Origin of the sequence: Streptomyces sp. NPDC050315 (assembly GCF_040655775.1) — a bacterium.
Lineage (GTDB): Bacteria > Actinomycetota > Actinomycetes > Streptomycetales > Streptomycetaceae > Streptomyces.
Genome location: NZ_JBFAKN010000018.1, coordinates 1 through 24,871, shown reverse-complemented (window position 1 = coordinate 24,871; position 24,871 = coordinate 1). Strand labels below are relative to the sequence as shown.

Here is a 24,871-nt window from a genome sequence, read left to right as displayed (position 1 = left end):
AGGACCGGCTGGTGTACCAGGCGCGGCTGCGGTCCCGGTACGGGCGCGGGTGGCGCCGTAAGGCGCCGGTGGAGGCGATGATGCCGCTGCGGCTGGCGCGGTACGGGGTGCCGCTGACGGAGACGGTCCCTGCGGGGCTCGCGGCGGCGGGGATCGATCCGGCGCGGGAACCGGCGCCCGTACCGGTGCGCGCGGAGGCGCATACGGAGGCGCGCCCGGAGCTGGACACGACGGCCGCCCGGGAACATCCCGAGCCGGTCGAGCCGGCCCAAGCAGTCGACCCGGTACCGAACGCGGAGACCGCCCCCGCGATCACCGTCCCCGTCGCCCCCGGACGCAGCCGTCCGCTCGGTGGGGCGGGGTCCCCGCTTCCCTACGCCGAGCCCGTGGCTCCCGAACCCGAGCCCGTGTACGACGCGCCGGAGCCGCCCTTCGAGGCGCTCCCCGAGGGCCTCTCCCGCGATGAGCAGTTCTACGTCGCGTTCCGCTCGTACATGGCGGAGAAGGACGGGACCTTCCCGGACCCCCACCAGTTCGCCCGTTACCTGCTCAACACCTACAACGTCACCGGCAAGGACGGGACCGGGCCGCTCAGCGAGAACTACCTGCGTACGTACGTCCGCGAATTCCGCCAGCGCTTCCGCATGGAAATGGAGAGCGAGCACATCGCATGAGCAGGAGCCCGGCCGCGCCGTGCGCGCCCGGGCCCCTGGCGGAGTGCGGTACCTCTTGGGCGCTTACGCGCCCAGCAGCTTCCGCACCCGGTCCGCGCCCACGGCGAGGAGCAGCGTGGGCAGGCGCGGGCCCGTCTCGCGGCTGACCAGCAGCCGGTACAGCAGCGCGAAGAACGACCGCTGGGCGGTCTTGATCTCCGGCGGCAGCTCCTTCGCGGTGGCGTCCGCGGAGAAGCCCGCCTGGACCTTCGGCACGCCGTAGACCAGGTGCGTCAGGCCGTCCAGCGACCAGTGCGAGTCCAGGCCCTCCAGGAGCAGCCGCAGCGACTCGCGGCCCTCGTCGTCCAGCGACCCCAGCAGCTCCGTGTCCGGCTCGTCGCGGACGATCGTGCGCTGCTCGGCCGGGACCTGGTTGGTGATCCAGTGCTCGGCGCGGTCCAGCCGCGGCCGGACCTCGTCGAGCGAGGAGACCGGCTTCTCCGGGTCCAGCTCGGTGAGGATGCGCAGCGTCTGCTCGTCGTGGCCGGCGGTGATGTCCATCACCGAGGCCAGCGTGCGGTACGGCAGCGGGCGCGGCGTGCGCGGCAGGTCACCCGCGGCGGTGCGCACCGCGCGGGTGTGCGCGGCCGCGTCGGCCGGCAGCACCGAGCCGTCGGCGACCTTGGCCTCCAGCTTGTCCCACTCGTCGTACAGCCGCTGGATCTCCTGGTCGAAGGCGATCTTGAACGACTGGTTGGGCTTGCGGCGCGCGTACAGCCAGCGCAGCAGCGGCGCCTCCATGATCTCCAGCGCGTCGGCCGGGGTCGGCACGCCGCCCTTGGAGGAGGACATCTTGGCCATGCCGCTGATGCCGACGAAGGCGTACATCGGGCCGATCGGCTGCGCGCCCTCGAAGATCTCGCGCACGATCTGGCCGCCGACGACGAAGGACGAGCCCGGCGAGGAGTGGTCCACGCCGCTGGGCTCGAAGATCACGCCCTCGTACGCCCAGCGCATCGGCCAGTCGACCTTCCAGACCAGCTTGCCGTGGTCGAACTCCTTCAGGACCACGGTCTCGGCGTGCCCGCAGGCGGTGCACTCGTACGCCAGCTCGGTGGTCTCGTCGTCGTAGGACGTGACCTTGGTGAAGTCCTTGTTGCACGCCGTGCAGTACGGCTTGTACGGGAAGTACCCGGAGCCGCCCGCGCTGCCGTCGTCCTCGGCGGCCGCGCCCGAGCCCTCGGCGGCCTCCAGCTCGGCCTCGTCGACCGGCTTCTGCGACTTCTTCGCCGCGGCCTTCGGCTTCGTGCGGTACTGCGCGAGGATGCCGTCGATCCCGTCGCGGTGCTTCATGGCGTGCAGGATCTGCTCGCGGTACGCGCCGGAGGTGTACTGCGCGGTCTGGCTGATGCCGCGGTACTCCACGCCCAGCTCGGCCAGCGACTCCTCCATGGCCGCCTTGAAGTGCTCGGCCCAGCTGCCGTACGCGCTGCCGGGCGGGGCCGGGACGGCGGTCAGCGGCTTGCCGATGTGCTCCGACCAGGACTCGTCCACGCCCGGGATGCCGAACGGCACCTTGCGGTACCGGTCGTAGTCGTCCCAGGACAGGATGTGCACGCACTCCAGGCCCCGGCGGCGGATCTCGTCCGCGACCAGGTGCGGGGTCATGACCTCGCGGAGGTTGCCGAGGTGGATCGGGCCGGAGGGGGAGAGGCCGGAGGCGACCACGACCGGTTTGCCAGGCGCGCGACGCTCCGACTCGGCGATGACCTCGTCCGCATAGCGGGAGACCCAGTCGGTTGTCTCGGTGCTCTGAGCCACGGTCGGCCCTTCCTCTTGATCCTCTGCGTTTCGCTTGATCGCCGGGCCCGTACGCATGAGCCTGGCCGTTCCATTCTCCCAGACGAAAAACCCATGGAAGCGCCGTGGGATACTGACTGGCAAACCCTTTCCAGCTCACCACTCCAACGGAACGGCAGCACTCCATGGCTTCGGTCCCTTCTCTCGCCGCCTCGGTCAATCAGCGCGTCGCGGACGCCCTCTCGGCAGCCCTGCCGGAGGCCGGCGCCGCGGACCCGCTGCTGCGACGAAGCGACCGGGCCGACTTCCAGGCCAACGGGATGCTGGCGCTCGCGAAGAAGCTCAAGGGGAACCCTCGTGAGCTGGCGTCGCAGGTCGTCGAGCGGATCACGGCCCCCGAGCTGATCAAGGACATCGAGGTCTCCGGGCCCGGCTTCCTCAACATCACGGTCACCGACACGGCCATCGTGCAGACGCTGGCCGCGCGCGCCGCGGACGACCGGCTGGGCGTGCCCCTGAAGGCCGAGCCGGGCGTCACGATCATCGACTACGCGCAGCCGAACGTGGCGAAGGAGATGCACGTCGGCCACCTGCGCTCCGCGGTGATCGGCGATGCCCTGCGCCACCTGCTGGACTTCACGGGCGAGAAGACGATCGGCCGCCACCACATCGGCGACTGGGGCACCCAGTTCGGCATGCTCATCCAGTACCTCATCGAGAACCCGGGCGAGCTGGCCCCGGCCGACGAGGTCGACGGCGAGCAGGCCATGTCGAACCTGAACCGGGTCTACAAGGCCTCGCGCGCGATCTTCGACGCGGACGAGGACTTCAAGGAGCGGGCCCGCAAGCGGGTCGTGGCCCTGCAGTCCGGCGACAAGGAGACCCTGGACCTCTGGCAGCGGTTCGTGGACGAGTCGAAGGTCTACTTCTACTCGGTCTTCGAGAAGCTGGACATGGAGATCCGGGACGACGAGATCGTCGGCGAGTCCGCGTACAACGACATGATGGCCGAGACGGCCCGGCTGCTGGAGGAGTCCGGCGTCGCGGTCCGCTCCGAGGGCGCGCTCGTCGTCTTCTTCGACGACATCAAGGGCAAGGACGACCAGCCGGTCCCGCTGATCGTGCAGAAGGCGGACGGCGGCTTCGGTTACGCGGCGTCCGACCTCTCCGCGATCCGCAACCGCGTCTTCGACCTGGATGCGACGACGCTGCTGTACGTCGTGGACGTACGCCAGTCCCTGCACTTCAAGATGGTCTTCGAGACGGCCCGCCGGATGGGCTGGCTGAACGACCAGGTCAAGGCCCACAACATGGGCTACGGCACGGTGCTCGGCGCGGACGGCAAGCCGTTCAAGACGCGTGCGGGCGAGACCGTCCGCCTGGAGGACCTGCTCGACGAGGCGGCCCAGCGCGCCGCCGAGGTGGTGCGCGAGAAGGCCCAGGACCTCACCGAGGAGGAGATCCAGGAGCGGGGCGCCCAGGTCGGCATCGGCGCGGTGAAGTACGCGGACCTCTCCACGTCCGCGAACCGCGACTACAAGTTCGACCTGGACCAGATGGTGTCCTTGAACGGCGACACGTCGGTGTACATCCAGTACGCCCACGCCCGCATCAAGTCCATCCTCCGCAAGGCCGGCGACGCGAAGCCGGTCGCGCACGCGGAGCTGGAGCTGGCCCCGGCCGAGCGCGCCCTCGGCCTGCACGTGGACCAGTTCGCCGAAACGGTCGCCGACGCGGCCGCCGAGTACGCCCCCCACAAGCTCACGGCGTACCTCTACCAGCTCGCGTCCCTCTACACGACCTTCTACGACCAGTGCCCGGTCCTGAAGGCCGAGACGCCGGAGCAGATCGAAAACCGCCTCTTCCTCTGCGGCATCACGGCCCGCACCCTCCACCAGGGCATGGCTCTGCTGGGCATCCGGACGCCCGAGCGCCTCTGACCGCTCCGCGGCACGACGCGACGGTGGCCGTCACCCCTCGGGGTGGCGGCCACCGCTGTGTTCCGGGCGGGCTGCACGGGCGTGTGAGCCGACCATAGGGTCGGAGGATGAGCAACGCAGCATTCAGTGAAGCCTTCGTCGGTACCGTCGAGCCGCACGCCGCGTGGGGTGCGCACCAGCTCGAAACGTTCAACGCCTTCCTGCCCTCCGGCGACTGGAGCGCGGATCTCGATCAGTGCTTCTATCGCCAGGGCGGCCAGGACCTGCGCATATCAGTCCTCGGCACATGGGACGTCAGAGACAACTCATGGCTGTGGGGCTGGGCCAACCCCGGCTTCGCGAACGCTCCCGTCGCCAGGGCGGCCCATGCCCTGCGCCGGTTCGGGCATGAGAACGGCGTTCCCGAGTTCACGCACGAGCTCGTTCCCCTGGGCGGCGCCCCGGACCCGCGCATGGCCGCGGAGACGCTCGCGTTCGGCGCGATGAGCGTGCTCGGCGCGGCGGGCTACATAGGCGTACAAGCGAGCCCGGAGGCCCGGCTCTACCTCGTACCGGACGACCCGCAGGTCCCGCGCCATGTGCCGGACGCCGTCACCCTCCCCCGCATTCTGATGACCGGCGCGGGCATCTTCGGGAGCTCGGAGCGGCAGGTGGTGACGGGATACTTCGAACGCCACGGACTGCCGCAGCAGCCGACGGAGGACGGCATCAGGGTCGGCCTCCCGGACGGCACTCCGGTCAGCATCCGCTTCGACGCCCAGGGCCGCGTCGCCGCGATCGACGCCCACTTCGCCACGGCCCCCGGCCAGTGACACGAACGCCTGCCGGTCACTCGGCGACGAGCCGTACGCGATCGCCGCACGGTTTCCGAGCTTGCCACCGCCGTCGGTGAGCTCGCACCAGACGATTTTGCCGGGGGTGCGGGCGGCGACGCCCCACTTGTCTGCGACGGCCTCGACCAGCAGCAGGCCGCGCCCCCGCTCGGCCGCCCCGTCCTCCGCCGGGTCGGGGACGCGGGGGTGACCCGGGCCCGAGTCGTGCACCTCGATCCGTACGAAGGCCTCGCCGGTCCGGAGGAGCCGAAGCAGGAAGCCGCGCCCCGGTGGTACGCCGTGCCGCACCGCGTTGGTCGCCAGCTCGCTCACGCACAGCAATGCGTCCTGCGTACGCGTCGCCCCGAACCCCCAGTCGCCGAGGGCACTGCGCGCGAACTCCCTTGCGGCCGGTACGGATTTGCGCGTCCGCGGGTAAAAACGCTCCCGGAAAAGATCCTCATCCACGCCGCACAGATTGCTCTCCGTAACTACGCTGGAGCAGTCCGTCAGCCCGTACAGATTCGCTGTACGGGTGCCGTGCGCGTGACGCGCGGGAAATTGTGGGAGTGGGTCCCCATGCAGCCCCGGAATCATCCCAGTCGCAGGAAGAACGCGACGACCTTGCGCCTGGTCGGCGCCCAACTCGCCCTGTTCCGCCGCCTTGCTGGGTACACCCAGCGGGAGTTGGGTGATCGGCTGAGCATCGGCGAGGAGACGATCGCCTCGATCGAGCAGGGCCGGAGACCCCTGAAGCCGGATCTCGCCGATCGGCTCGACCTGGAACTGGGGACGCGGGGAGTACTGGCGGTGGCCGTCGAGTACATGCCGGACAGTGAGAAGTTCCCTACGTGGGGCGCGGAGTTCTTCGATGACGAGCGCGACTGCCTCGCGTACTCCTCGTACGAGATCATGCTCGTTCCCGGCCTGCTCCAGACGCCCGGCTACGCCGAGGCGGTCTTCCGCACCAGGGTCCCGTTGTACTCCGAGGAGGAGGTCGAGAGACTGGTCGAGGAACGCATCGAGCGCCAGGCGGTCCTCCACCGCAAGGCGCCCCTCACCGCCAGCTTCATCATCTACGAAGCGGCGCTGAAGGACCGGCTCGGCGGTGATGAGGTCTACGCGGAGCAGCTGAAACACCTGCGCCAATGCGCGGACCTCCGCGGTGTCTCCCTGCAGATCATGCCGTTCGGCCGCACTACACATGCCGGTCTCGGCGGCCCTTTCGTTCTCCTGGAAACCCGGCAGCACGACCTCGTCGCCTATACCGATACGCATCGTGGCAGCCAGTTCATCTCCGACCCCGACGAGGTGAGCAAGCTGGCGATGAAGTATGCGATGCTGCGGACGCAGGCCCTCAACCCCCAGGAAACCAGGGGCCTGTTGGATCGCCTGCTAGGAGAGCTATGAACGCCGCACTGAAGTGGTTCAAGTCCAGCTACAGCGGCGACGAAGGCGGCAGCACCTGCGTCGAGGTCGCCACCACCCCCACCACCGTCCACATCCGGGACTCCAAGAACCCCGACGGGCCGCAGCTGGTCGTCGGCCCCGCGGCCTGGTCGGCCTTCACGGCGCGAATGCGCCGCACGGCCGGTGGGTCGACACTGGAGGGGTGAGGAGGTGACTGAGTCATGCGCAAGGTCGCCGATTGCCGGGACTACCCCAGCGAGATGAACTGCACGCTTGTTATTTCCGGCGAGGAGGAAGAAGTCGTCCGTGCCGCCGCTGAGCACGCTGTGACCGTGCACGGTCACACGGACAGCCTGGAACTGCGTCGGCAGGTACGGGACTCGCTCAAAGACGAGGTGCCGCAGCACGCCTGAGTGCGGAAAGGCGTGAGCCCCCGCCGCCCACAGGGCGGCAGGGGCCGGAAACACCGACGGCGAAGCCGTCAGAGTCGCTTCGCGACCTCCGTCGCCCAGTACGTCAGGATGTTCGTCGCGCCGGCGCGCTTGATGCTGGTCAGGGCCTCCAGGATCGCCGCGTCGCGGTCGATCCACCCCTTTTCCGCCGCGGCTTCGATCATCGCGTACTCGCCGGAGATCTGGTACGCCGCGACCGGGACGTCCACCGACTCCGCGACATCCCGGAGGATGTCGAGGTACGGCATGGCCGGCTTGACCATGACCATGTCCGCGCCCTCTTCGAGGTCGAGGGCCAGCTCGCGCAGGGACTCGCGGGCGTTCGCGCCGTCCTGCTGGTAGGTCTTGCGGTCGCCCTTCAAGGAAGAACCCACCGCTTCGCGGAAGGGGCCGTAGAACGCCGAGGCGTACTTCGCGGTGTAGGCGAGGATCGAGACGTCCTGGTGCCCCGCGCCGTCGAGCGCCTCGCGGATCACACGGACCTGGCCGTCCATCATGCCGCTCGGGCCGACCGTGTGGGCGCCCGCATCGGCCTGGACGCGGGCCATCTCCGCGTACCGCTCCAGCGTGGCGTCGTTGTCGACCCGGCCGTCCGGCGTCAGGACGCCACAGTGGCCGTGGTCGGTGAACTCGTCCAGGCAGAGGTCGGACATGACGACGAGATCGTCGCCGACCTCGGAGCGTACGTCCCGCAGAGCCACCTGAAGGATGCCGTCCGGGTCCGTGCCCGCCGTGCCCGCCGCGTCCTTCTTGGCGTCCTCGGGGACGCCGAAGAGCATGATCCCGGAGACGCCCGCGGCGACGGCCTCGGCGGCCGCCTTCCGCAGGGTGTCACGGGTGTGCTGGACGACGCCCGGCATCGAGCCGATCGGCACCGGCTCGGAGATCCCCTCGCGCACGAACGCGGGGAGGATCAGGTCCGCCGGGTGGAGCCGGGTCTCGGCGACCATCCGCCGCATCGCGGGGGTGGTGCGCAGCCGACGCGGCCGCGCGCCCGGGAAACGTCCGTACGTCGTACTCAGCGTGCTCAACTGCGAGCCCTCCTGCGCGATCCGGGACGGCGCTCGCTCGGACGGGTGACCGGGTCACCGGCCTCGACCGCGGCGGTGCGCCGGGCCGTACCGAAGTCCGCGAGCGCTTCGGCCAACTTGTGCACCGAGGGCTCGGGCGACATGACGTCCACGCGCAGCCCGTGCTCCTCGGCGGTCTTCGCGGTGGCCGGGCCGATACAGGCGATCACGGTCACGTTGTGCGGCTTGCCGGCGATGCCGACGAGGTTCCGCACCGTCGAAGACGAGGTGAAAAGTACCGCGTCGAAGCCGCCGCCCTTGATCGCCTCGCGGGTCGTGGCGGGCGGGGGCGAGGCACGCACGGTCCGGTAGGCCGTGACGTCGTCGACCTCCCAGCCCAGCTCGATCAGCCCGGCGACGAGGGTCTCCGTGGCGATGTCGGCGCGCGGCAGGAAGACGCGGTCGATCGGGTCGAAGACCGGGTCGTAGGGCGGCCAGTCCTCCAGGAGACCGGCGGCCGACTGCTCGCCGCTCGGGACGAGGTCCGGCTTCACGCCGAAGGCGATGAGCGCCTTGGCGGTCTGCTCGCCGACGGCCGCGACCTTGATGCCCGCGAAGGCGCGCGCGTCCAGGCCGTACTCCTCGAACTTCTCGCGGACGGCCTTCACCGCGTTGACCGAGGTGAAGGCGATCCACTCGTACCGCCCGGTGACCAGGCCCTTGACCGCGCGCTCCATCTGCTGGGGCGTACGCGGCGGCTCGACGGCGATCGTCGGGACCTCGTGCGGCACGGCGCCGTACGAGACGAGCTGGTCGGAGAGCGAGGCGGCCTGCTCCTTCGTGCGCGGCACGAGCACCTTCCAGCCGAACAGCGGCTTGGACTCGAACCAGGAGAGCTGGTCCCGCTGCGCGGCGGCGCTGCGCTCGCCGACCACGGCTATGACCGGCTGCCCGCCGTCCGCCGAGGGCAGCACCTTGGCGGCCTTCAGCGTCTGCGCGATGGTGCCGAGGGTGGCGGTCCAGGTGCGCTGCTTGGTGGTCGTACCGGCGATCGTGACGGTCAGCGGGGTGTCGGGCTTGCGGCCCGCCGCGACCAGCTCGCCGGCGGCCGCGGCCACCGAGTCGAGGGTGGTGGAGACGACCGCGGTCGCATCGCTGGCGCCGACCTCGGTCCAGCAGCGGTCGTCGGCCGTACGGGCGTCCACGAAGCGGACGTCCGTGCCCTGGGCGTCGCGCAGCGGCACACCGGCGTAGGCCGGCACACCGACCGCCGCCGCGATGCCCGGCACGACTTCGAAACCGATGCCCTCGGAGGCGCAGGCCAGCATCTCCTCGGCGACATTGGCGTCGAGACCGGGGTCTCCGGACACGGCACGCACGACCCGCTTGCCGGAGCGTGCGGCCCCCATGACAAGATTGGTCGTGTCCCGAAGCGTGGGGACGTCGGCGGGGATTGACGCCTCGTCAGCTGCGGCCTGCAGCGGTGTGTCCACGTTCGCCCGGGCATGCGTGCGGACGACGTCGAGCACCTGCGGGTCTGCGATCAGCACGTCCGCGTGGGACAGCGCCTCTACGGCGCGCAGCGTGAGCAGACCCGGATCTCCCGGCCCGGCACCGAGGAAGGTGACCTGGCCGGCGGCGGGGTGGTTAGGGGCGGTGGGGTTCAAAGTGCTCGCTCCCCCATAAGACCGGCCGCACCCTTGGCGAGCATCTCGGCGGCGAGCTCACGGCCCATGGTCGCCGGTACTGAAACGTCGTCGCGGGAGGTGGGTACGTGACCGGTGGTGGACAGCTGCACCAGCGTGCTGCCGTCGGTCGTGCCGACGACGCCACGCAGGCGCATTTCGGTGACAGCCCGTTCGCCGGCCTGGAAATCGGCCAGCGCACCCACAGGTGCGGAGCAGCCGGCCTCCAGGGCGGCGAGCAGGGAACGCTCGGCGGTCACGGCGGCCCGGGTGAACGGGTCGTCGAGCTCGGCGAGCCGGGCGGCGAGGTGCTCATTGGTCGCGGCACACTCCACCGCAAGCGCCCCTTGGCCGGGGGCGGGCAAAACTATGTCCGGCGAGAGGAGCTCCGTCGCCTCGCCGAGGCGGCCGAGGCGGTTGAGCCCGGCAGCGGCCAGTACGACCGCGTCCAGCTCGCCCTTCTCGACGTAACCGATGCGGGTGTCGATGTTCCCGCGGATCGGCACGGTTTCGATACGACGGCCCAGCGACCTGGCCCAGGCGTTCAGCTGCGCCATGCGGCGCGGCGAGCCGGTGCCGACCCGCGCCCCGTCGGGGAGCTGCTCGAAGGTCAGGCCGTCGCGGGCTATCAGCGCGTCGCGCGCGTCCTCGCGGACCGGGATCGCGGCGAGGGTCAGGCCCTCGGGCTGCGCGGTCGGCAGGTCCTTGAGCGAGTGCACGGCGAAGTCGATCTCGCCGGCGAGCAGCGCGTCGCGCAGCGCGGAGACGAAGACGCCGGTACCGCCGATCTGCGCCAGGTGCTCGCGCGAGACATCGCCGTACGTGGTGATCTCCACCAGCTCGACGGGCCGCCCGGTGACCTGGCGGACCGCCTCGGCGACGAGTCCGGACTGGGCCATGGCGAGTCTGCTCCGCCGTGTGCCGAGTCGCAATGCGTGGTTCATCAGCGCTGCTCCCGTGCTGTGTCGTGCCTGTCCGCGCGCGTGTCGGCCCGGCTGACGGCGGCGACCGTCTGGGGGTCGAGGTCGAAGAGCTTGGTCAGCGCGTCGGCGTACCCGGCACCGCCGGGCTCGCTGGCGAGCTGCTTGACCCGCACGGTGGGCGCGTGCAGAAGCTTGTCGACGACCCGGCGCACGGTCTGGTTGATCTCCGCGCGCTGCTTGTCGTCCAGGTCGGGCAGGCGGCCGTCCAGCCGCGCGATCTCGGCGGCGACCACGTCGGCGGCCATGGTGCGCAGGGCCACCACGGTCGGGGTGATCGTCGCGGCGCGCTGGGCCGCGCCGAAGGCCGCGACCTCCTCGGACACGATCGTGCGTACCTGGTCCACGTCGGACGCCATGGGGGCGTCGGCGGACGCGTCGGCCAACGACTCGATGTCGACGAGGTGGACGCCCTCGATCCGATGGACCGCGCCGTCGATGTCGCGCGGCATCGCCAGGTCGAGCAGGGCCAGTTCCCGGTCCTCGCGGCCCTTCGCGGCCGCCGCGACCGCCTCGCCGGTGAGGACGAGCCCGGTCGCCCCCGTACACGAGATCGCGATGTCGGCGGCGGCCAGCTCGGCCGGGACCTCGGACATCGGGACGGCGCGCGCGGTGAGGCCGTTGGCGCGGCCGGGGCTGCCCGGCTCGGTCAGGATCTCGGTGAGGCGCTCGGCGCGCTCCACGGTCCGGTTGGCGACGGCCAGTTCGGTCACGCCCGCGCGCGCCAGGGTGGCGGCCGCGAGCGAGGACATCGAGCCCGCGCCGATGACCAGGGCACGCTTGCCGCGGGCCCAGGCGTCCACGCCGGGGTGGCCGAGCGGCGCTGTGGCGTCCGGTACGGCGTCGTCGGTGAGGACGCAGTGCGCGTCGTGACCGCCGGCCGCGCCCGCGAGCTGCTCCAGGCCGAAGGTGACCAGGGACTGGCCGGCCTTGTCGATGCCGGTCTCGCTGTGCGCGCGCTTGCCGACCCGCAGGGCCTGCTGGAACAGGTCGTTCAGCAGCCGCCCGGCGGTGTGCTGGTCCTGCGCGAGGGCGAGCGCGTCCTTGATCTGGCCGAGGATCTGGCCCTCGCCGACGACCATGGAGTCCAGGCCGCAGGCCACGGACAGCAGGTGGTGGACGGCGCGGTCCTCGTAGTGGACGTAGAGGTACGGCGTGAGCTCGTCCAGGCTGACGCCGCTGTGCTGGGCGAGCAGCGTGGACAGCTCGGCCACACCGGCGTGGAACTTGTCCACGTCGGCGTAGAGCTCGATGCGGTTGCAGGTGGAGAGCACGGCCGACTCGGCGGCGGGCTCGGCCGACACGACGTCCTGCAGCAGCTTGCCGCGGGAGTCGGGGGCGAGCGCGGCGCGCTCCAGGATGCTGACCGGTGCGCTGCGGTGACTGAGGCCGACAACGAGGAGGCTCATGCCGGCATCACGGCGGGTACGTCCCCGTCGGGTCCCTTGCGGTCGGAGTCATCGGTCGGCGCCGGGCGCACGGGGGTCGTGGCCGGCTGCGCGGCGTCCTGGCTGCTGGCCTCCTCGCCGGCCTTCCGCTGCTCGTGGAAGGCGAGGATCTGCAGCTCTATGGACAGGTCGACCTTGCGCACGTCGACCCCTTCGGGGACGGACAGCACGGTCGGCGCGAAGTTCAGGATGGAGGTGACACCGGCGGCGACGAGGCGGTCGCAGACCTGCTGGGCGGCGCCCGCGGGGGTCGCGATCACGCCGATCGAGACGCCGTTGTCGGTGATGATCTTCTCGAGCTCGTCGGTGTGCTGGACGGCGATGCCCGCGACGGGCTTGCCGGCCATGGCCGGGTCGGCGTCGATCAGGGCCGCGACGCGGAAGCCGCGGGAGGCGAAGCCGCCGTAGTTGGCGAGCGCGGCGCCGAGGTTACCGATACCGACGATCACAACCGGCCAGTCCTGCGTGAGGCCGAGCTCGCGCGAGATCTGGTAGACGAGATACTCCACGTCGTAGCCCACACCGCGGGTGCCGTACGAGCCCAGGTACGAGAAGTCCTTCCGCAGCTTGGCAGAATTGACCCCCGCCGCTGCGGCCAGCTCCTCGGAGGAGACCGTGGGGACCGAACGCTCCGAGAGCGCGGTCAGTGCACGCAGATACAGCGGAAGCCGGGCGACGGTGGCCTCGGGGATCCCTCGGCTTCGGGTCGCCGGTCGGTGAGTTCGGCCAGTTGCCACGGTGCTCCTGCGGGTAGAGCGGGGCTTTGGACGGCCAAATGTCTCAAGACCGCCCTGTCGATAGCAGGCTATGTCTTTGTGAACGCGTGCACAAAGATGGTGTCCCTTTTGTCCCGGCAACGTGACCGGTGTCACGCACTTATTGCGGCAATTCGAGGAACCGCATCCAGCGCCACTCCGTTCACACGCTTCGCGTGGGTAACACGGGAACGTGAACGGGAGCACGCCGCCGCCCTCCTTGCCGTTTTACCCCCGTACACCAACAAATCGACCATCGATGGTACGGGAAACCATCTCCCGGTCGAAGGGCCGCGACGGCCTTATGACGACGCGCGTGACGGCCGTCATAAGCCACAATGGCGGCATGGCCCCGCTTCTCCGCCGCACCCCGCGCAAGAACCCCGCCGACCGCACGGTGACGCTCATCGGCAAGCCGGGGTGCCACTTGTGCGACGACGCACAGAAGGTGATCGAGGCGGTCTGCGCCGAGACCGGCGCCGCCTGGGAGAAGCAGGACATCACCGAGGACGAAGAGCTTTACCGCAAATACTGGGAGCAGATTCCGGTCATCCTCGTCGACGGCGCACAGCACGACTTCTGGCGCGTGGACCCGCAGCGGCTGCGCAAGGCGCTGGGCGCCTGAGGGCGTCCTCAGGGCCCGTGGCGGGGCCGCTCCGGCGCCACGCGGTGTGGCTGTAACGCGACCGTCGGCAGCCCCGTACCTGCCTGACATGCCTGCGTAACCAGGGGCACCGAACAAACTGGCTATGCTCGCCGTATGGCCGACCCGTCGCCCGAGCACCGCCCCGGCAGGAGCCCCTTCAGTGCGCCCCTCGTCACGGGCATTCCGTCCCTTGTGACGGGGTGGTTCACCCGTCACCGGCGCCCCGCCACCGCGCGCAGCGTGCTGGCCGGCGAGGCGGCGGCCGAGGCCGCCCGCAAGAGCTCCCAGGAGGCCGAGGCGCAGGCCGCCGCGGAAGCCGCCGCCGCGACCGCCGACAGCGAAGCCGAGGCCGCCGAGCCGGACTTCCCGGTCGTCGGCGACGAGGAAGCCGCCGCCTTCTTCGACCTCGACAACACCGTCATGCAGGGCGCCGCGATCTACCACTTCGGACGCGGCCTCTACAAACGGCACTTCTTCCACAAGCGCGACCTCGCCCGCTTCGTCTGGCAGCAGGCGTACTTCCGGCTGGCCGGCTCGGAGAACCCCGAGCACATGGAGGACGTACGGAACAGCGCGCTCTCCATCGTCAAGGGCCACCGCGTCTCCGAGCTGATGACCATAGGCGAGGAGATCTACGACGAGTACATGGCCGAGCGGGTCTGGCCCGGCACCCGCGCGCTCGCCCAGGCGCACCTGGACGCGGGCCAGAAGGTGTGGCTGGTGACCGCGGCCCCCGTGGAGACCGCCACGATCATCGCCCGCCGGCTCGGCCTGACCGGCGCGCTCGGCACGGTCGCCGAGTCCGTCGGCGGGGTCTACACGGGCAAGCTGGTCGGCGAGCCGCTGCACGGGCCCGCGAAGGCCGAGGCGGTACGGGCGCTGGCCATGGCCGAGGGCCTGGACCTGTCGCGCTGCGCCGCGTACAGCGACTCCGCCAACGACATCCCGATGCTCTCGCTCGTCGGCCACCCCTACGCGATCAACCCCGACACCCGGCTGCGCAAGCACGCGCGCGAGCAGGGCTGGCGGCTGCGCGACTACCGGACGGGCCGCAAGGCCGCCAAGATCGGCATTCCGGCGGCGGCCGGGGTGGGCGCGGTGGCGGGCGGCGCGGCGGCCGCGGTGGCCCTGCAGCGCCGACGCCGGTAGCGGCGGCCCGCCGGGGCGAGCCCTATAACCGGAAGCTCGCCCAACTTCCAGCGCGGGGCTGGGCGTTACACACCGTCACCGAAACGGTCGGGAATGCCGCGCCCACCGATGATCACATCGACGGCGCGCGCCAGTTTTTCGCGCTGCCCTTCGCAGCGCCACTCCTGAGGGTGCTTCCACGCGCCCCGTACGAACACCCGTACCGCTGTGTGCAGGGCAAACCTTCTTCATACCCCACCGGTCGACGCTCAGTCGCACGACGCCCGCTACGCCACAACACGCCCTCCAACCAGGCAGATCACGTCGCTTTCCGATCAATACCTGTTCAACATCTGATACTTGATCGACCAGAAATACGTAACAGACCAGACGGAATCGACGATTTGAGCAACTGGGTGTAGCGCTGCCTGTACGAAGCGTTATTCTCCTCAGACGCAAACCGGAACCCATAAGCCCCTACCGCGGGTGAACGGTCCCGCACTGCACGTGATGGAAGCTCTGCCTCTGGGAGTCCCGTGTACCCACACGTCGGGGTTGACGCCTCGGGCCTGGCTACGCTGCGTACGACACTCGTCGACCACCTGCGCAGTTTTGTCCCCACCGCGTACACCGTCCCCGCCCTCGCCACACCCGCACCTGCCGCAGGACCCGCCCGCCCCTGCTACGCCCTGGCGGACGCCAGGACCGCCGTCGGCGCGCGATCCGCCGGCAGCCGTACGCGCCGCGGTGGCACGACCACCGCCCGCCGCCCCGCCGACAGCGACAGCCGACGCATGATGGAGCTCGTCGAGCGCGCCCAGGCGGGCGAGGCCGACGCCTTCGGCCGCCTCTACGACCAGTACGCCGACACGGTCTACCGGTACATCTACTACCGCGTCGGCGGCCGGGCCACCGCCGAGGACCTGACCAGCGAGACGTTCCTGCGCGCGCTGCGCCGGATCGGCACCTTCACCTGGCAGGGCCGGGACTTCGGGGCCTGGCTGGTGACCATCGCGCGCAACCTCGTCGCCGACCACTTCAAGTCCTCGCGCTTCCGCCTGGAGGTGACCACGGGCGAGATGCTCGACGCCAACGAGGTCGAGCGCAGTCCCGAGGACTCCGTCCTCGAATCCCTGTCCAACGCCGCCCTCCTCGAAGCCGTCCGCAAACTCAACCCCCAACAGCAGGAATGCGTCACGCTCCGGTTCCTCCAAGGGCTGTCGGTCGCCGAGACCGCCCGCGTCATGGGCAAGAACGAAGGAGCGATCAAGACCCTCCAGTACCGCGCTGTCCGGACGCTCGCGCGGCTGCTGCCGGACGACGCCCGCTGACGTCGTCCACTCCCCTCCTCGGGCCGCTCTCCCCGAACATCCGTCCCCCACACCACTCTTATTGTGCCGCCAAGCCCTGACCAGGCCATCACTTTCAGCCATCACGCGGTACCGGTCCGTCACATCATCGTGGGGGCGTAACCCGAGTACCTCGCCGCTCGTTGTGCGGAATGCAGGCTCCCTGCGGACACGCCATGCCCGCGGCCGCTCACTCGATCGAGTGGTTGCGTGCAGGGTGTGCAGCCTTCCGGCCCTGCTGGATCGTCAAGCCAGTCCGGGGAAGTCGAGCGGGATGATGAGAGGAGGTGCCGCCCGTGATCGCGAACGTATCGGCGCACCGGCGGGCTCACGCCTTCGCCCAGGCGCTGGAGGATCAGGACCTCCAGGGCGCGGCCGATGAGCAGATCGACACACCGGGTCCGGAGCCGGCCGAGCCCGAAACGGCCCGGCTGCTGGCAGTCGCCGGCGGCCTGGGGGAGCTCCCCAAGCCCACGCTGGACCCGGAAGCGCGCACGATCCAGCGCGCGCAGCTCATCGCCGCGATGGAGGCCGCCTTCGCCGAAGGCGGCGCACCCTCCGACGGCGCGAAGGTGCCCCAGCAGCGAGGCGCGCACCGCGCCGCCAAGTCGCTCCGCCGGCTGCGCCCGCGGTCGCGGCTGTCGAGGAGGCTCGCCGCCGGCGGGCTGACGGTCGGGGTGGCCGCCGGCGCGCTCAGCGGGGTGGCCGCCGCCAGCTCCGAGGCGCTGCCCGGCGATTCGCTCTACGGCCTCAAGCGCGGCATGGAGGACCTCAAGCTCGGCATGGCCGAGGACGACTCCGACCGCGGCCGGCTCTACCTCGACCAGGCGTCCAGCCGGATGCTGGAGGCCCGTCGGCTGATGGAGCGGCTGAAGTCCGGGCCGCTGGAGCACGAGACCCTCTCCGAGGTACGCAGGTCACTGTCGGGCGTCACCCAGGACGCGGGCACGGGCCACCGCCTGCTGCACGACGCGTACGAACGGGACGGGTCGCTCGGCGCCATCCAGGCGTTGGACTCCTTCACCACCTCGCACCGCGAGGGCTGGGCACAGCTGCGCGACCGGCTGCCGGTGCAGCTCGATGACGTCTCCCAGGACGTCAGCTCGGTCTTCGACGCCATAGACGAGGAAGTCGGGCCGCTGCGCCCGCTGCTGCCGAAGAAGGACACGGACAAGGGCGCCCAGCAGGGCACTCCGTCCGCCTCGGGCAGCACGGCCGAGGACCACCCGACGGCGCCGTCCCGCTCCGGCAGCCCGTCCGCGAGCGGCCAGGAGCACGACTCCCCCACGCCCCGGCCGTCCTCGTCCCCGCCGAAGGACGACGGCCTGCTCGGCGGCAACACCGGCGGCCTGCTCGACCCGCCCGCCAAGGACAGCCCCTCCCCCTCGGACGGCGGAGACAAGAGCGACCGCCCCGCCGAGCCCGACGTCACGATCCCGCCGCTGCTCCCGGACCTGCTTCCGGACCTCGGCGTCGACGGTCAGGACGAGTAGCGGCGCGCGGCGATCGCAGCGCCTCCGCGGCCCGGCGGCGCCCGGTGTTCTTCCGGTCCTTCCCTCCAGAAGAACACCGGGCGCCGTCGCATGTGTCCGTACGGGCGGCCGGCCGGTGGTGCGTCACGTGTCAGAAGAAGACCGAACGCCGTTGCACCAGCAGCTTGTAGAGCGTGTGCTGAATCGTTTCGCGCACCTGGTCCGTGAGGTTGAACATCAGCATCGGGTCGTCCGCCGCCTCCGCCGGATACCCGTCCGTCGGAATCGGCTCGCCGAACTGGATGGTCCACTTCGTCGGCAGCGGCACCGCGCCCAGCGGCCCCAGCCACGGGAACGTCGGCGTGATCGGGAAGTACGGGAATCCCAGCAGCCGCGCGAGGGTCTTGGCGTTCCCGATCATCGGGTAGATCTCCTCCGCGCCCACGATCGAGCACGGCACGATCGGCACCCCGGCCTTCAGCGCGGTCGACACGAAGCCACCGCGCCCGAAGCGCTGCAGCCGGTACCGGTCCGAGAAGGGCTTGCCGACGCCCTTGAAGCCCTCCGGCATCACGCCGACCACCTCGCCGCGCTCCAGCAGCCGCTCGGCGTCCTCCGTGCAGGCCAGCGTGTGCCCGGCCTTCCGCGCCAGCTCGTTGACCACCGGCAGCATGAAGACCAGATCGGCCGCCAGCAGCCGCAGATGACGGCCCGCCGGATGCTCGTCGTGCACCGCCATCTGAAGCATCAGGCCGTCCAGCGGGAGCGTCCCGGAGTGGTTGGCGACGATCAGCGCCCCGCCCTTCTCGGGGATGTTCTCGACGCCCTTCACCTGGACCCGGAAGTACTTCTCGTACAGGGGCCGCATCACGGTCATCATGACCTGGTCGGTGAGCTCCTCGTCGTACCCGAAGTCGTCGACCTCGTACTCACCGGTGAGCCGTCTGCGCAGGAAGCTGAGGCCGCCGGCGAGCCGCTGCTCCCAGGACGCGCCCCGCTCCTCGGGGGCGTCCGCCGCTTCCGCGGGCTCCTGCTGTCGCGGCGGCGGTACGGGCGTCAGGGCCGCGTTGCGCGCCGCGTCCGCCGACCGCTTGGCCCTCCTCCGCGAGCGCGGCTCCTCGCCGAACGGGATGACCTTGGCGTCCGCCATCGTGGGTGAACTCCTCACTGGGTCTGGGCACTGGCTGCGGGCAGCAGCGCGGCGAGCCGGTCGACGGTACGGGAGACGGTCTCGGGCGGCAGCAGGCCGGGACCGCGGCTGCGGGCGAACTCCGCGAAGGTCTCGGCCGTGGTGTACGCCGGTTCGAACCCCAGCGTCTCGCGCATCTGGGTCGTCCTGACGACCCGGCCGTGCGTGAGCATCCGGATCTGCTCCGGCGAGAAGTCGGTGATGCCGAGCGAGCGCAGCATCGAGCCCGCCCACGTGACCGTCGGCAGCAGCAGCGGCAGCGTGGGCCGGCCCAGCCGCCGCGAGCACTGCGAGAGCAGCAGCACGCCGTCGCCCGCGATGTTGAACGTGCCGCTGTTGAGCGTGCCCCTGCGCGGCTCGGCGGTCGCGATGCGCAGCGCCTCGATCGCGTCCTCCTCGTGCACGAACTGCAGCCGCGGGTCGTACCCGAGGACGGTGGGCAGCACGGGCAGCGAGAAGTACTCCGCGAGCGGGGAGTCCGCGCACGGCCCGAGGATGTTGGCGAACCGCAGCACGCAGACCGCGACATCGGGCCGGCGGCGGGCGAAGCCGCGTACGTACCCCTCGACCTCGACGACGTCCTTCGCGAAGCCGCCGCTGGGCAGGGACTTGGGGCTGGTGGTCTCGGTGAAGACCGCCGGGTCCCGGGGCGCGGAGCCGTACACACTCGCGGAGGACTTCACGACCAGCCGCTTGACGTGCGGTGCCTTCTGGCACGCGCCGAGCAGCTGCATCGTCCCGATGACGTTGGTCTCCTTGGCCGCCGAGCGGCCGCCGCGGGAACCGAGCGGGGTCCCGTGGATGTCCATGTGCACGACCGTGTCCACGCCCGTCTCGGCGAGGACCTTGGCGATGGCCGGATGTCTGATGTCGGCCTTGAGGAACTCCGCGCCGCCGAGGTGGTGCTCGGGCGGCACAGCATCGACGCCGATCACCCGGTCGACGTCGGGATCGCGCTGGAGCCGGCGTACGTAGCGACCGCCCAGCTGACGTGCGGCTCCCGTGACGAGCACGATCTTGCCCAAGATCAGCCCTTCCTTCCCACCGTCGTCCCCCGCACGTCTCCGGACGTGCCGAGATGTGGCGGCCCACGCTATCCGGTCGGTGTTGCACTGTGATGACTTGTGGACGGCCCCGGCCATGTTTCGGCCTGGTCCGGTCCTGCATACGGGGTCGGCTCACGCCGTGCCGCTCCGCCGAGTACCCGGCTTCCGGGCTTATGTGCCCTTCCCGGATTCTCTGCTCTTCCCGGATTCTCTGCCCTTCCGGGCCGATGTGCCCCCCGAACGCACCGCAGCCCCCCACCATTCGGTGGGGGGCTGCGGAAACGCGCTCAGCGTCGCTTACTTCTTGTTGCGACGCTGAACACGGGTGCGCTTGAGCAGCTTGCGGTGCTTCTTCTTAGCCATCCGCTTGCGCCGCTTCTTGATAACAGAGCCCACGACTACCCTCGCTCACTTCGAATCACTCGGTGCGGGGCGTCCGAGCCCACACTACCTACATCGGGCCAGCCTACCCGGCGCCGAGCGTACGGCGTAATCCGAGGGTCTTTCGTGACCTCCGTCCGGCCTCACCAGGCCCTTAAAAGGTCCTCTTGGGCCCCCGTCAGGCCGATTCCACCCCCACATAGGACTCGCGGAGGTAGTCGTGGACCGCCTGCTCCGGAACCCGGAACGACCTCCCCACTCGGATCGCGGGCAGATGACCGCTGTGCACCAAGCGGTACACGGTCATCTTCGACACTCGCATCACTGTGGCAACTTCCGCCACAGTAAGGAACACGACCTCATTCAGAGGCCTCTGGTCTGCAGCCATGACACACCTGGTCCTTCCGCACATGACGGGCACCGGCTTCCCCTCCGGTGACTCTTCGTCGCTATGCGCTCACTCCCCAGGTTAGGGGCGGGTGATGCGAGTGGGGAAGAGGAGTAGCCGTCGGCCGCCTACTGTGACAGACACGCTCGATTGAGTACATAGCGAGTAAGCGGTCGGTAGTAATCAGACCGCACAGCGTCATCAAGCGGAACTACGACGGACACCCGCCCCTCCGCCTGCCCGACGAACAGCGCCGGATCGTCAGTATCCGCCAGGCCGATGGCCTCAAAGCCCAGCTGACCTGCTCCGCAGACCCATCCGTGGTCCCCGATCACCAGCTCGGGAAGGGGTCCACAGGCGTCTGCGGCAGCACCAAGGGCACTACGAACCGGGAGGGGGGAGTGCGTGTGAATCTCCGGCTCCCCGAGGTGTCCCCACACGCCGGGTTCGCGCATCCGCGCGACTCCCCGTACGTACGCAAGGTTGTACGTACGTACCCCAAACCGGGTCATTATGTCGATACTCATGCCGTACGCAGGGGTGAGGACGGGGCATCCCGCCGCCGACAAAGCGTCTGCCAGACCGCCGTAAAAGCCGGTGAGGCGGTCCGGATGGCCCGTGCCGATCAGTACCGGCGAGCGTTCGCCGGCCGCCTCGCCGAGCCGGTCAGCGAACGCGTTCAGTGCCGCGACGGTCCGGTCCGGGTCGATCACATCTGTGCCAGAAATATGCGCAGGATCGGCCGAAACCCCGCACCGCTCTCCCATGAGCCCGAGCAGATCGCCGACGGACCAGTCCCCGGCGGGCTCCAGACCGATGAGCGCCCGCGGGTCGCCGGCCGCGAAGAGGCGGTAGCGGTTCAGGCTCTTCTCCCGCGAGGTCGCGATGGACCCCGCGAGCCGTGCTCCGACCAGATGCGCCCGCAGCGCGCCACTGCTCAACACGCCGCCCATCGTGACGCCCCGCCCCCACCCCCATGCCCGAACCGCCCAGTAATCACACCTCCGTGTCACCCCAGGCGTTCCGCATATCCCGTCCCGCCGCTTGGGTATGGGTTGAGTGGGGGCCGTCGTCCGCGCTTCTGTAGGCGGGCCGTCTCCGCCTCAAACCCCGCTACGGCAGCAGCCCATGTGCCGGGAACACCGCGCGCCGGGTCGCCAGGATCGCCTGGTCCAGCCGGTCCGCCGGGTCGTACCCGCTGTCCGCGAAGTCCCGGAACACCGGGTCCCGCCCGTCCGTCATCCGCCGCGGCCCCGGCTGCCGCGTCAGCCGGTACACCTCGTGCCGCCACTCCTCCGGGATGTCCGTCTTCGGGGCCAGCGGCTGCCCCGCCGCGATCGCCACCAGATGCGTCCAGCTCCGCGGCACCACGTCGACCACCGCGTAACCGCCGCCCCCGAGCGCCACCCAGCGCCCCTCGCAGTGCTCGTGTGCCAGCCGGTGACAGGTCTCCGCCACGGCGCGCTGCGCGTCCACGCTCACCGCCAAGTGCGCCAGCGGGTCCTCGAAATGGGTGTCGGCGCCGTGCTGCGTGACGATCACGTCGGGCCCGAATCCGGCCACCAGCTCCGGCACCACCGCGTGGAAAGCCCGCAGCCAGCCCTCGTCCCCCGTACCGGCCGGCAGCGCCACATTCGCCGCGCTGCCCTCGGCGCCCTCGGCTCCGGTCTCCTCCGGCCAGCCGGTCTGCGGAAAGAGGGTGCGCGGGTGTTCGTGCAGCGAGATCGTCAGGACCCGGGGGTCCTCCCAGAACGCGGCCTGCACGCCGTCCCCGTGATGCACGTCCACATCGATGTACACCACCCGGCGCGCGCCCAGCTCCAGGAGGCGCGCGATGGCCAGCGCCGCGTCGTTGTAGATGCAGAAACCGGCCGCGCCGCCCGGCATCGCGTGGTGCAGCCCGCCGGTGAAGTTCACCGCGTGCAGCGCCTCCCCGCGCCACACCGCCTCCGCCGCGCCCACCGACTGCCCGGCGATCAGCGCCGACGCCTCGTGCATCCCCGCGAACGCCGGGTCGTCCTCGGTACCCAGCCCGTACGCCGCCTCCGCGGTCTTCGGGTCGGCGGAGGCGCGCCGTACCGCGTCGATGTAGTCCTCGCGGTGCACCAGGCGCAGCGTGGACAGGCCCGCCGCCTTGGCGGCCGTCACCTGCACCGGCGCGCGGTCGAGGCCGTACGCCTCGATCAGCCGCATGGTCAGCGCGAGCCGCACCGGGTCCATCGGATGACCGGGCCCGAAGTCATAGCCCGTTACTGCCTCGTCCCACATCAGCTGTGCGCGGCCGCTCATGTCCGCCACCGTATCGGGCCCGCTCCCCGCCGAACGATGGGGCATACACCAGTGTCACCAGCACGAGCACCATCGGCACGAGCATCGCCCCGCGGTAACTCCAGGCATCACCCACCACCCCTACGAGCGGCGAACCGACCAGAAACCCCACATAGTTGAAGATATTCAGTCGCGCGACGGCCGCATCCGACGCTTCCGGACCGCCCGCCGAACCATGCGCCTCGTACGCCTGCCGGCCCGCCGCCGCGAACGTCTGCGGCACGATTACGCACAGCCCCACGCCCAGCAGCGTGAACCCGGCCATCCCCGGCCACGCGCCGGGCGCCGCGGCCACCACCGCGAACCCGGCAGCCGCCACCACGGCCCCCGCTCGCACCACCGCGACCGGCCCGAACCGCCGCACCCCCAGGTCCCCGACGGCCCGCCCGAGGAGCGTGGTGACCATGTACACGTTGTACGGCACGGTCGCCAGCTGCTCCGAACTCCCCAGCACGTCCTGCAGGTACTTCGCGCTCCAGTTGGAGACCGTCGAGTCCCCGATGTACGCGAAGGCCATGACGAGGCAGAGGGGGAGGAGGAGGCGCATGGACGGGGACGAGGTAGTGGCGCCGGCAGCCGTCGGCCCGCGCTGCTGGTCGACGTACCAGTGGCCGGCGATCAGAGCGACCGGTACGGCTATGGCAGCGGTCGGCCCGTACAGGAGCGCCAGCGGCAGCCCCCAGTGCGCGCCCGCCCAGGCCAGCGAAGCACCCACGATTCCGCCAAGGCTGTACGCCGCGTGGAAGCCGAGCATGATGCTGCGCCCGTAGGCGCGCTGCAGGCTCACCCCGAGCATGTTCATCGACGCGTCCAGCGCCCCCACCGCCAGCCCGAACACCCCGAGGGCCACGGCCACCTGGGCCAGACCGGTGCCGACCCCCACGCCCACCAGCGCCAGGCAGACCACCGGCTGTACGCACCGCAGTACCAGCCCGGGCCGTACCCGCTTCACCAGGCGCTCGGTCGCCATGCTGCCCACGCCGGCCAGTACGGGGACGGCGGCGAGGAAGGCGGGCAGCAGCGCGTCGGAGATCCCGTACCGGTCCTGGATCGCCGGTATGCGCGTCACGAGCAGCGCGAAGACCGCCCCTTGCAGGAAAAAGCTCAGCGCGAGTGCGGCCCGGCCGTACTGGAGGCGGGGCTCGGCGGTGAGCCCGGTAGGGGCGGTCATGGCCGGACAGCGTAGAACTCACTGCTACCGAGGGGTAGATGAACGGGTGAATGAATCACACAAGTCGCGTCACACGAGGAGATCCGGCAGGGCGGCCATATCGGCGAAGAGCGCGGTCGCTCCCGCCAGCCGGTCGGCCGGGGTCATGGCCGTGAATCCGTACACGTCCATGCCGGCCGCGATCGCCGCCTGCACGCCCAGCGGGCTGTCCTCGATTACCGCACACCGCTCGGGGGCGACGCCCATCTTGTCGGCCGCGTGCAGAAAGAGATCGGGCGCTGGCTTTCCCCGTCCCACGTCCTCCGAACTGAAAATGCGCTCGTCCGCGAACCAGCGGTCGAGCCCGGTCTTCCGGTGCCCCACCCTGATCCGCTCATGGCTCCCGGACGATGCGACGCAGTACGGAGTGCCGGCCGCGGCCAGCTTTTCGAGGAGTTCGGGTACTCCGGTGACGGGCGTCAGCTCCTGCTCGAAGGCGGCGAAAACCCGCGCGTGGAACGTCGTGTCGAAGTCCGCCGGCAGGCTCTGTCCGGTCCGCTCGGTGACGAGATCGTGGACCCGGTGTATCGCGGCACCCATGTAGTCCCGGATGGACTCCTCGTACGTCGTCGGGTGCCCGAGCTCGGTCAGGTAGTCGGCCAGGATCGTGTTGGAAATCGGCTCGCTGTCGACGAGCACACCGTCGTTGTCGAAGATGACCAGGTCGTATCGCATGAGGGAGACCCTAAGCGTCGGGCCGTAAACGCAGGAAAGCCCCGCACCATACGGTGCGGGGCTTTCCCACAATGATTGTTCGGCGGCGTCCTACTCTCCCACAGGGTCCCCCCT

23 protein-coding genes and 2 pseudogenes are annotated in these 24,871 nt (G+C 70.4%); 10 read left to right on the top strand and 15 right to left on the bottom strand.

The window, feature by feature from the left end; translation table 11 throughout:
* Positions 1–674 (top strand): annotated as a pseudogene (locus tag AB0I82_RS36115) (hypothetical protein); the annotation flags it as partial.
* Positions 675–737: 63 nt separating this feature from the next.
* Here the strand turns inward: AB0I82_RS36115 and lysS are convergent.
* On the bottom strand, positions 738–2,474 hold the full coding sequence (lysS, locus tag AB0I82_RS36110; protein ID WP_363261734.1) for a lysine--tRNA ligase: 1,737 nt from the start codon (positions 2,472–2,474) through the stop codon (positions 738–740).
* A gap of 164 nt (positions 2,475–2,638) precedes the next feature.
* On the opposite strand from lysS, the gene argS reads away from it, so the two are divergent.
* Both argS and AB0I82_RS36100 read left to right on the top strand, forming a co-directional pair.
* Positions 2,639–4,393 carry an arginine--tRNA ligase gene (argS, locus tag AB0I82_RS36105; protein WP_363261733.1) on the top strand — a complete coding sequence of 585 codons (1,755 nt, stop codon included), beginning with the start codon at positions 2,639–2,641 and terminating at the stop codon, positions 4,391–4,393.
* Positions 4,394–4,500: 107 nt separating this feature from the next.
* Positions 4,501–5,205 (top strand): DUF6882 domain-containing protein, encoded by a 705-nt coding sequence (locus AB0I82_RS36100; RefSeq protein WP_363261732.1) that lies wholly within the window; start codon positions 4,501–4,503, stop codon positions 5,203–5,205.
* A gap of 102 nt (positions 5,206–5,307) precedes the next feature.
* Here AB0I82_RS36100 and AB0I82_RS36095 read toward each other — a convergent pair.
* Positions 5,308–5,802: pseudogene (locus tag AB0I82_RS36095) on the bottom strand (ATP-binding protein); the annotation flags it as partial.
* On the opposite strand from AB0I82_RS36095, the gene AB0I82_RS36090 reads away from it, so the two are divergent.
* The 3 genes from AB0I82_RS36090 to AB0I82_RS36080 are packed head-to-tail and all read left to right on the top strand — an operon-like array spanning position 5,785 to position 7,028.
* Positions 5,785–6,615: a helix-turn-helix transcriptional regulator gene (locus tag AB0I82_RS36090; protein ID WP_363261731.1), complete on the top strand. Its 831-nt coding sequence runs from the start codon at positions 5,785–5,787 to the stop codon at positions 6,613–6,615. The pseudogene AB0I82_RS36095 and the gene AB0I82_RS36090 sit on opposite strands and share 18 nt — an antisense overlap.
* Positions 6,612–6,821 carry a DUF397 domain-containing protein gene (locus AB0I82_RS36085; protein WP_363261730.1) on the top strand — a complete coding sequence of 70 codons (210 nt, stop codon included), beginning with the start codon at positions 6,612–6,614 and terminating at the stop codon, positions 6,819–6,821. The genes AB0I82_RS36090 and AB0I82_RS36085 overlap by 4 nt, the downstream gene beginning before the upstream one ends.
* Positions 6,822–6,836: 15 nt before the next feature.
* The gene (locus AB0I82_RS36080; protein ID WP_363261729.1) at positions 6,837–7,028 is read left to right on the top strand and encodes a DUF1059 domain-containing protein; all 192 of its coding nucleotides are present in this window, start codon (positions 6,837–6,839) and stop codon (positions 7,026–7,028) included.
* Between the two features lie 68 nt (positions 7,029–7,096).
* Here the strand turns inward: AB0I82_RS36080 and hemB are convergent, their stop codons facing one another.
* From hemB to AB0I82_RS36055, 5 genes are read right to left on the bottom strand one after another with little or no spacing between them, the layout of a single operon-like run.
* Positions 7,097–8,089: a porphobilinogen synthase gene (gene hemB / locus AB0I82_RS36075; protein ID WP_363261735.1), complete on the bottom strand. Its 993-nt coding sequence runs from the start codon at positions 8,087–8,089 to the stop codon at positions 7,097–7,099.
* A 5-nt stretch (positions 8,090–8,094) separates the two neighbouring features.
* Entirely contained in the window at positions 8,095–9,744 is a 1,650-nt protein-coding gene (locus AB0I82_RS36070; protein WP_363261728.1) for a uroporphyrinogen-III synthase, read from the bottom strand.
* Positions 9,741–10,706, bottom strand: coding sequence for a hydroxymethylbilane synthase (hemC, locus tag AB0I82_RS36065; protein WP_363261727.1), 966 nt, complete (start codon positions 10,704–10,706; stop codon positions 9,741–9,743). The genes AB0I82_RS36070 and hemC overlap by 4 nt, the downstream gene beginning before the upstream one ends.
* Positions 10,706–12,151: a glutamyl-tRNA reductase gene (locus AB0I82_RS36060; RefSeq protein ID WP_363261726.1), complete on the bottom strand. Its 1,446-nt coding sequence runs from the start codon at positions 12,149–12,151 to the stop codon at positions 10,706–10,708. The genes hemC and AB0I82_RS36060 overlap by 1 nt, the downstream gene beginning before the upstream one ends.
* The gene (locus AB0I82_RS36055; RefSeq protein WP_363261725.1) at positions 12,148–12,927 is read right to left on the bottom strand and encodes a redox-sensing transcriptional repressor Rex; all 780 of its coding nucleotides are present in this window, start codon (positions 12,925–12,927) and stop codon (positions 12,148–12,150) included. Before AB0I82_RS36055 ends, AB0I82_RS36060 begins: the two co-directional genes overlap by 4 nt.
* A gap of 364 nt (positions 12,928–13,291) precedes the next feature.
* Between AB0I82_RS36055 and AB0I82_RS36050 the strand changes: the two genes are divergently transcribed.
* The 4 genes from AB0I82_RS36050 (at position 13,292) to AB0I82_RS36035 (ending at position 17,561) form a co-directional block, all read left to right on the top strand.
* The gene (locus AB0I82_RS36050) at positions 13,292–13,570 is read left to right on the top strand and encodes a glutaredoxin family protein (protein WP_351595211.1); all 279 of its coding nucleotides are present in this window, start codon (positions 13,292–13,294) and stop codon (positions 13,568–13,570) included.
* 135 nt (positions 13,571–13,705) lie between these two features.
* The gene (locus AB0I82_RS36045) at positions 13,706–14,740 is read left to right on the top strand and encodes an HAD-IB family hydrolase (protein ID WP_363261724.1); all 1,035 of its coding nucleotides are present in this window, start codon (positions 13,706–13,708) and stop codon (positions 14,738–14,740) included.
* A 515-nt stretch (positions 14,741–15,255) separates the two neighbouring features.
* Entirely contained in the window at positions 15,256–16,050 is a 795-nt protein-coding gene (locus AB0I82_RS36040; RefSeq protein ID WP_030262341.1) for an ECF subfamily RNA polymerase sigma factor, BldN family, read from the top strand.
* Positions 16,051–16,364: 314 nt separating this feature from the next.
* Positions 16,365–17,561, top strand: coding sequence for a DUF5667 domain-containing protein (locus tag AB0I82_RS36035; RefSeq protein WP_363261723.1), 1,197 nt, complete (start codon positions 16,365–16,367; stop codon positions 17,559–17,561).
* 130 nt (positions 17,562–17,691) lie between these two features.
* On the opposite strand, the gene AB0I82_RS36030 is transcribed toward AB0I82_RS36035, so the two are convergent.
* From AB0I82_RS36030 to AB0I82_RS35995, 8 genes are all read right to left on the bottom strand, one after another.
* Positions 17,692–18,690: a lysophospholipid acyltransferase family protein gene (locus tag AB0I82_RS36030; RefSeq protein WP_363261722.1), complete on the bottom strand. Its 999-nt coding sequence runs from the start codon at positions 18,688–18,690 to the stop codon at positions 17,692–17,694.
* A 14-nt stretch (positions 18,691–18,704) separates the two neighbouring features.
* Complete coding sequence (locus AB0I82_RS36025; RefSeq protein ID WP_363261721.1) at positions 18,705–19,754, bottom strand: NAD-dependent epimerase/dehydratase family protein; 1,050 nt, start codon at positions 19,752–19,754, stop codon at positions 18,705–18,707.
* Positions 19,755–20,072: 318 nt separating this feature from the next.
* Positions 20,073–20,171 carry an AURKAIP1/COX24 domain-containing protein gene (locus AB0I82_RS36020; RefSeq protein WP_003948845.1) on the bottom strand — a complete coding sequence of 33 codons (99 nt, stop codon included), beginning with the start codon at positions 20,169–20,171 and terminating at the stop codon, positions 20,073–20,075.
* A gap of 163 nt (positions 20,172–20,334) precedes the next feature.
* Positions 20,335–20,544 (bottom strand): helix-turn-helix domain-containing protein, encoded by a 210-nt coding sequence (locus AB0I82_RS36015; RefSeq protein WP_014144137.1) that lies wholly within the window; start codon positions 20,542–20,544, stop codon positions 20,335–20,337.
* Positions 20,545–20,672: 128 nt separating this feature from the next.
* Positions 20,673–21,488, bottom strand: a complete 816-nt coding sequence (locus AB0I82_RS36010) for a phosphatase (RefSeq protein ID WP_363261720.1) — start codon at positions 21,486–21,488, stop codon at positions 20,673–20,675.
* 169 nt (positions 21,489–21,657) lie between these two features.
* Positions 21,658–22,833 (bottom strand): acetoin utilization protein AcuC, encoded by a 1,176-nt coding sequence (locus tag AB0I82_RS36005; protein WP_363261719.1) that lies wholly within the window; start codon positions 22,831–22,833, stop codon positions 21,658–21,660.
* On the bottom strand, positions 22,784–24,043 hold the full coding sequence (locus tag AB0I82_RS36000) for an MFS transporter (RefSeq protein ID WP_363261718.1): 1,260 nt from the start codon (positions 24,041–24,043) through the stop codon (positions 22,784–22,786). Before AB0I82_RS36000 ends, AB0I82_RS36005 begins: the two co-directional genes overlap by 50 nt.
* Before the next feature lie 69 nt (positions 24,044–24,112).
* On the bottom strand, positions 24,113–24,757 hold the full coding sequence (locus AB0I82_RS35995) for an HAD family hydrolase (RefSeq protein ID WP_363261717.1): 645 nt from the start codon (positions 24,755–24,757) through the stop codon (positions 24,113–24,115).
* Positions 24,758–24,871 lie beyond the last annotated feature (114 nt).

Excerpts from the sequence above, each read along its gene's own strand:
- argS (WP_363261733.1), top strand. The coding sequence starts at position 2,639 with ATGGCTTCGGTCCCTTCTCTCGCCGCCTCGGTCAATCAGCGCGTCGCG.
- AB0I82_RS36100 (WP_363261732.1), top strand. The coding sequence starts at position 4,501 with ATGAGCAACGCAGCATTCAGTGAAGCCTTCGTCGGTACCGTCGAGCCG.
- AB0I82_RS36090 (WP_363261731.1), top strand. The coding sequence starts at position 5,785 with ATGCAGCCCCGGAATCATCCCAGTCGCAGGAAGAACGCGACGACCTTG.
- AB0I82_RS36085 (WP_363261730.1), top strand. The coding sequence starts at position 6,612 with ATGAACGCCGCACTGAAGTGGTTCAAGTCCAGCTACAGCGGCGACGAA.
- AB0I82_RS36080 (WP_363261729.1), top strand. The coding sequence starts at position 6,837 with ATGCGCAAGGTCGCCGATTGCCGGGACTACCCCAGCGAGATGAACTGC.
- hemC (WP_363261727.1), bottom strand. The coding sequence starts at position 10,706 with ATGAACCACGCATTGCGACTCGGCACACGGCGGAGCAGACTCGCCATG.
- AB0I82_RS36060 (WP_363261726.1), bottom strand. The coding sequence starts at position 12,151 with ATGAGCCTCCTCGTTGTCGGCCTCAGTCACCGCAGCGCACCGGTCAGC.
- AB0I82_RS36050 (WP_351595211.1), top strand. The coding sequence starts at position 13,292 with ATGGCCCCGCTTCTCCGCCGCACCCCGCGCAAGAACCCCGCCGACCGC.
- AB0I82_RS36045 (WP_363261724.1), top strand. The coding sequence starts at position 13,706 with ATGGCCGACCCGTCGCCCGAGCACCGCCCCGGCAGGAGCCCCTTCAGT.
- AB0I82_RS36030 (WP_363261722.1), bottom strand. The coding sequence starts at position 18,690 with ATGGCGGACGCCAAGGTCATCCCGTTCGGCGAGGAGCCGCGCTCGCGG.
- AB0I82_RS36015 (WP_014144137.1), bottom strand. The coding sequence starts at position 20,544 with ATGGCTGCAGACCAGAGGCCTCTGAATGAGGTCGTGTTCCTTACTGTG.
- AB0I82_RS36005 (WP_363261719.1), bottom strand. The coding sequence starts at position 22,833 with ATGAGCGGCCGCGCACAGCTGATGTGGGACGAGGCAGTAACGGGCTAT.
- AB0I82_RS36000 (WP_363261718.1), bottom strand. The coding sequence starts at position 24,043 with ATGACCGCCCCTACCGGGCTCACCGCCGAGCCCCGCCTCCAGTACGGC.
- AB0I82_RS35995 (WP_363261717.1), bottom strand. The coding sequence starts at position 24,757 with ATGCGATACGACCTGGTCATCTTCGACAACGACGGTGTGCTCGTCGAC.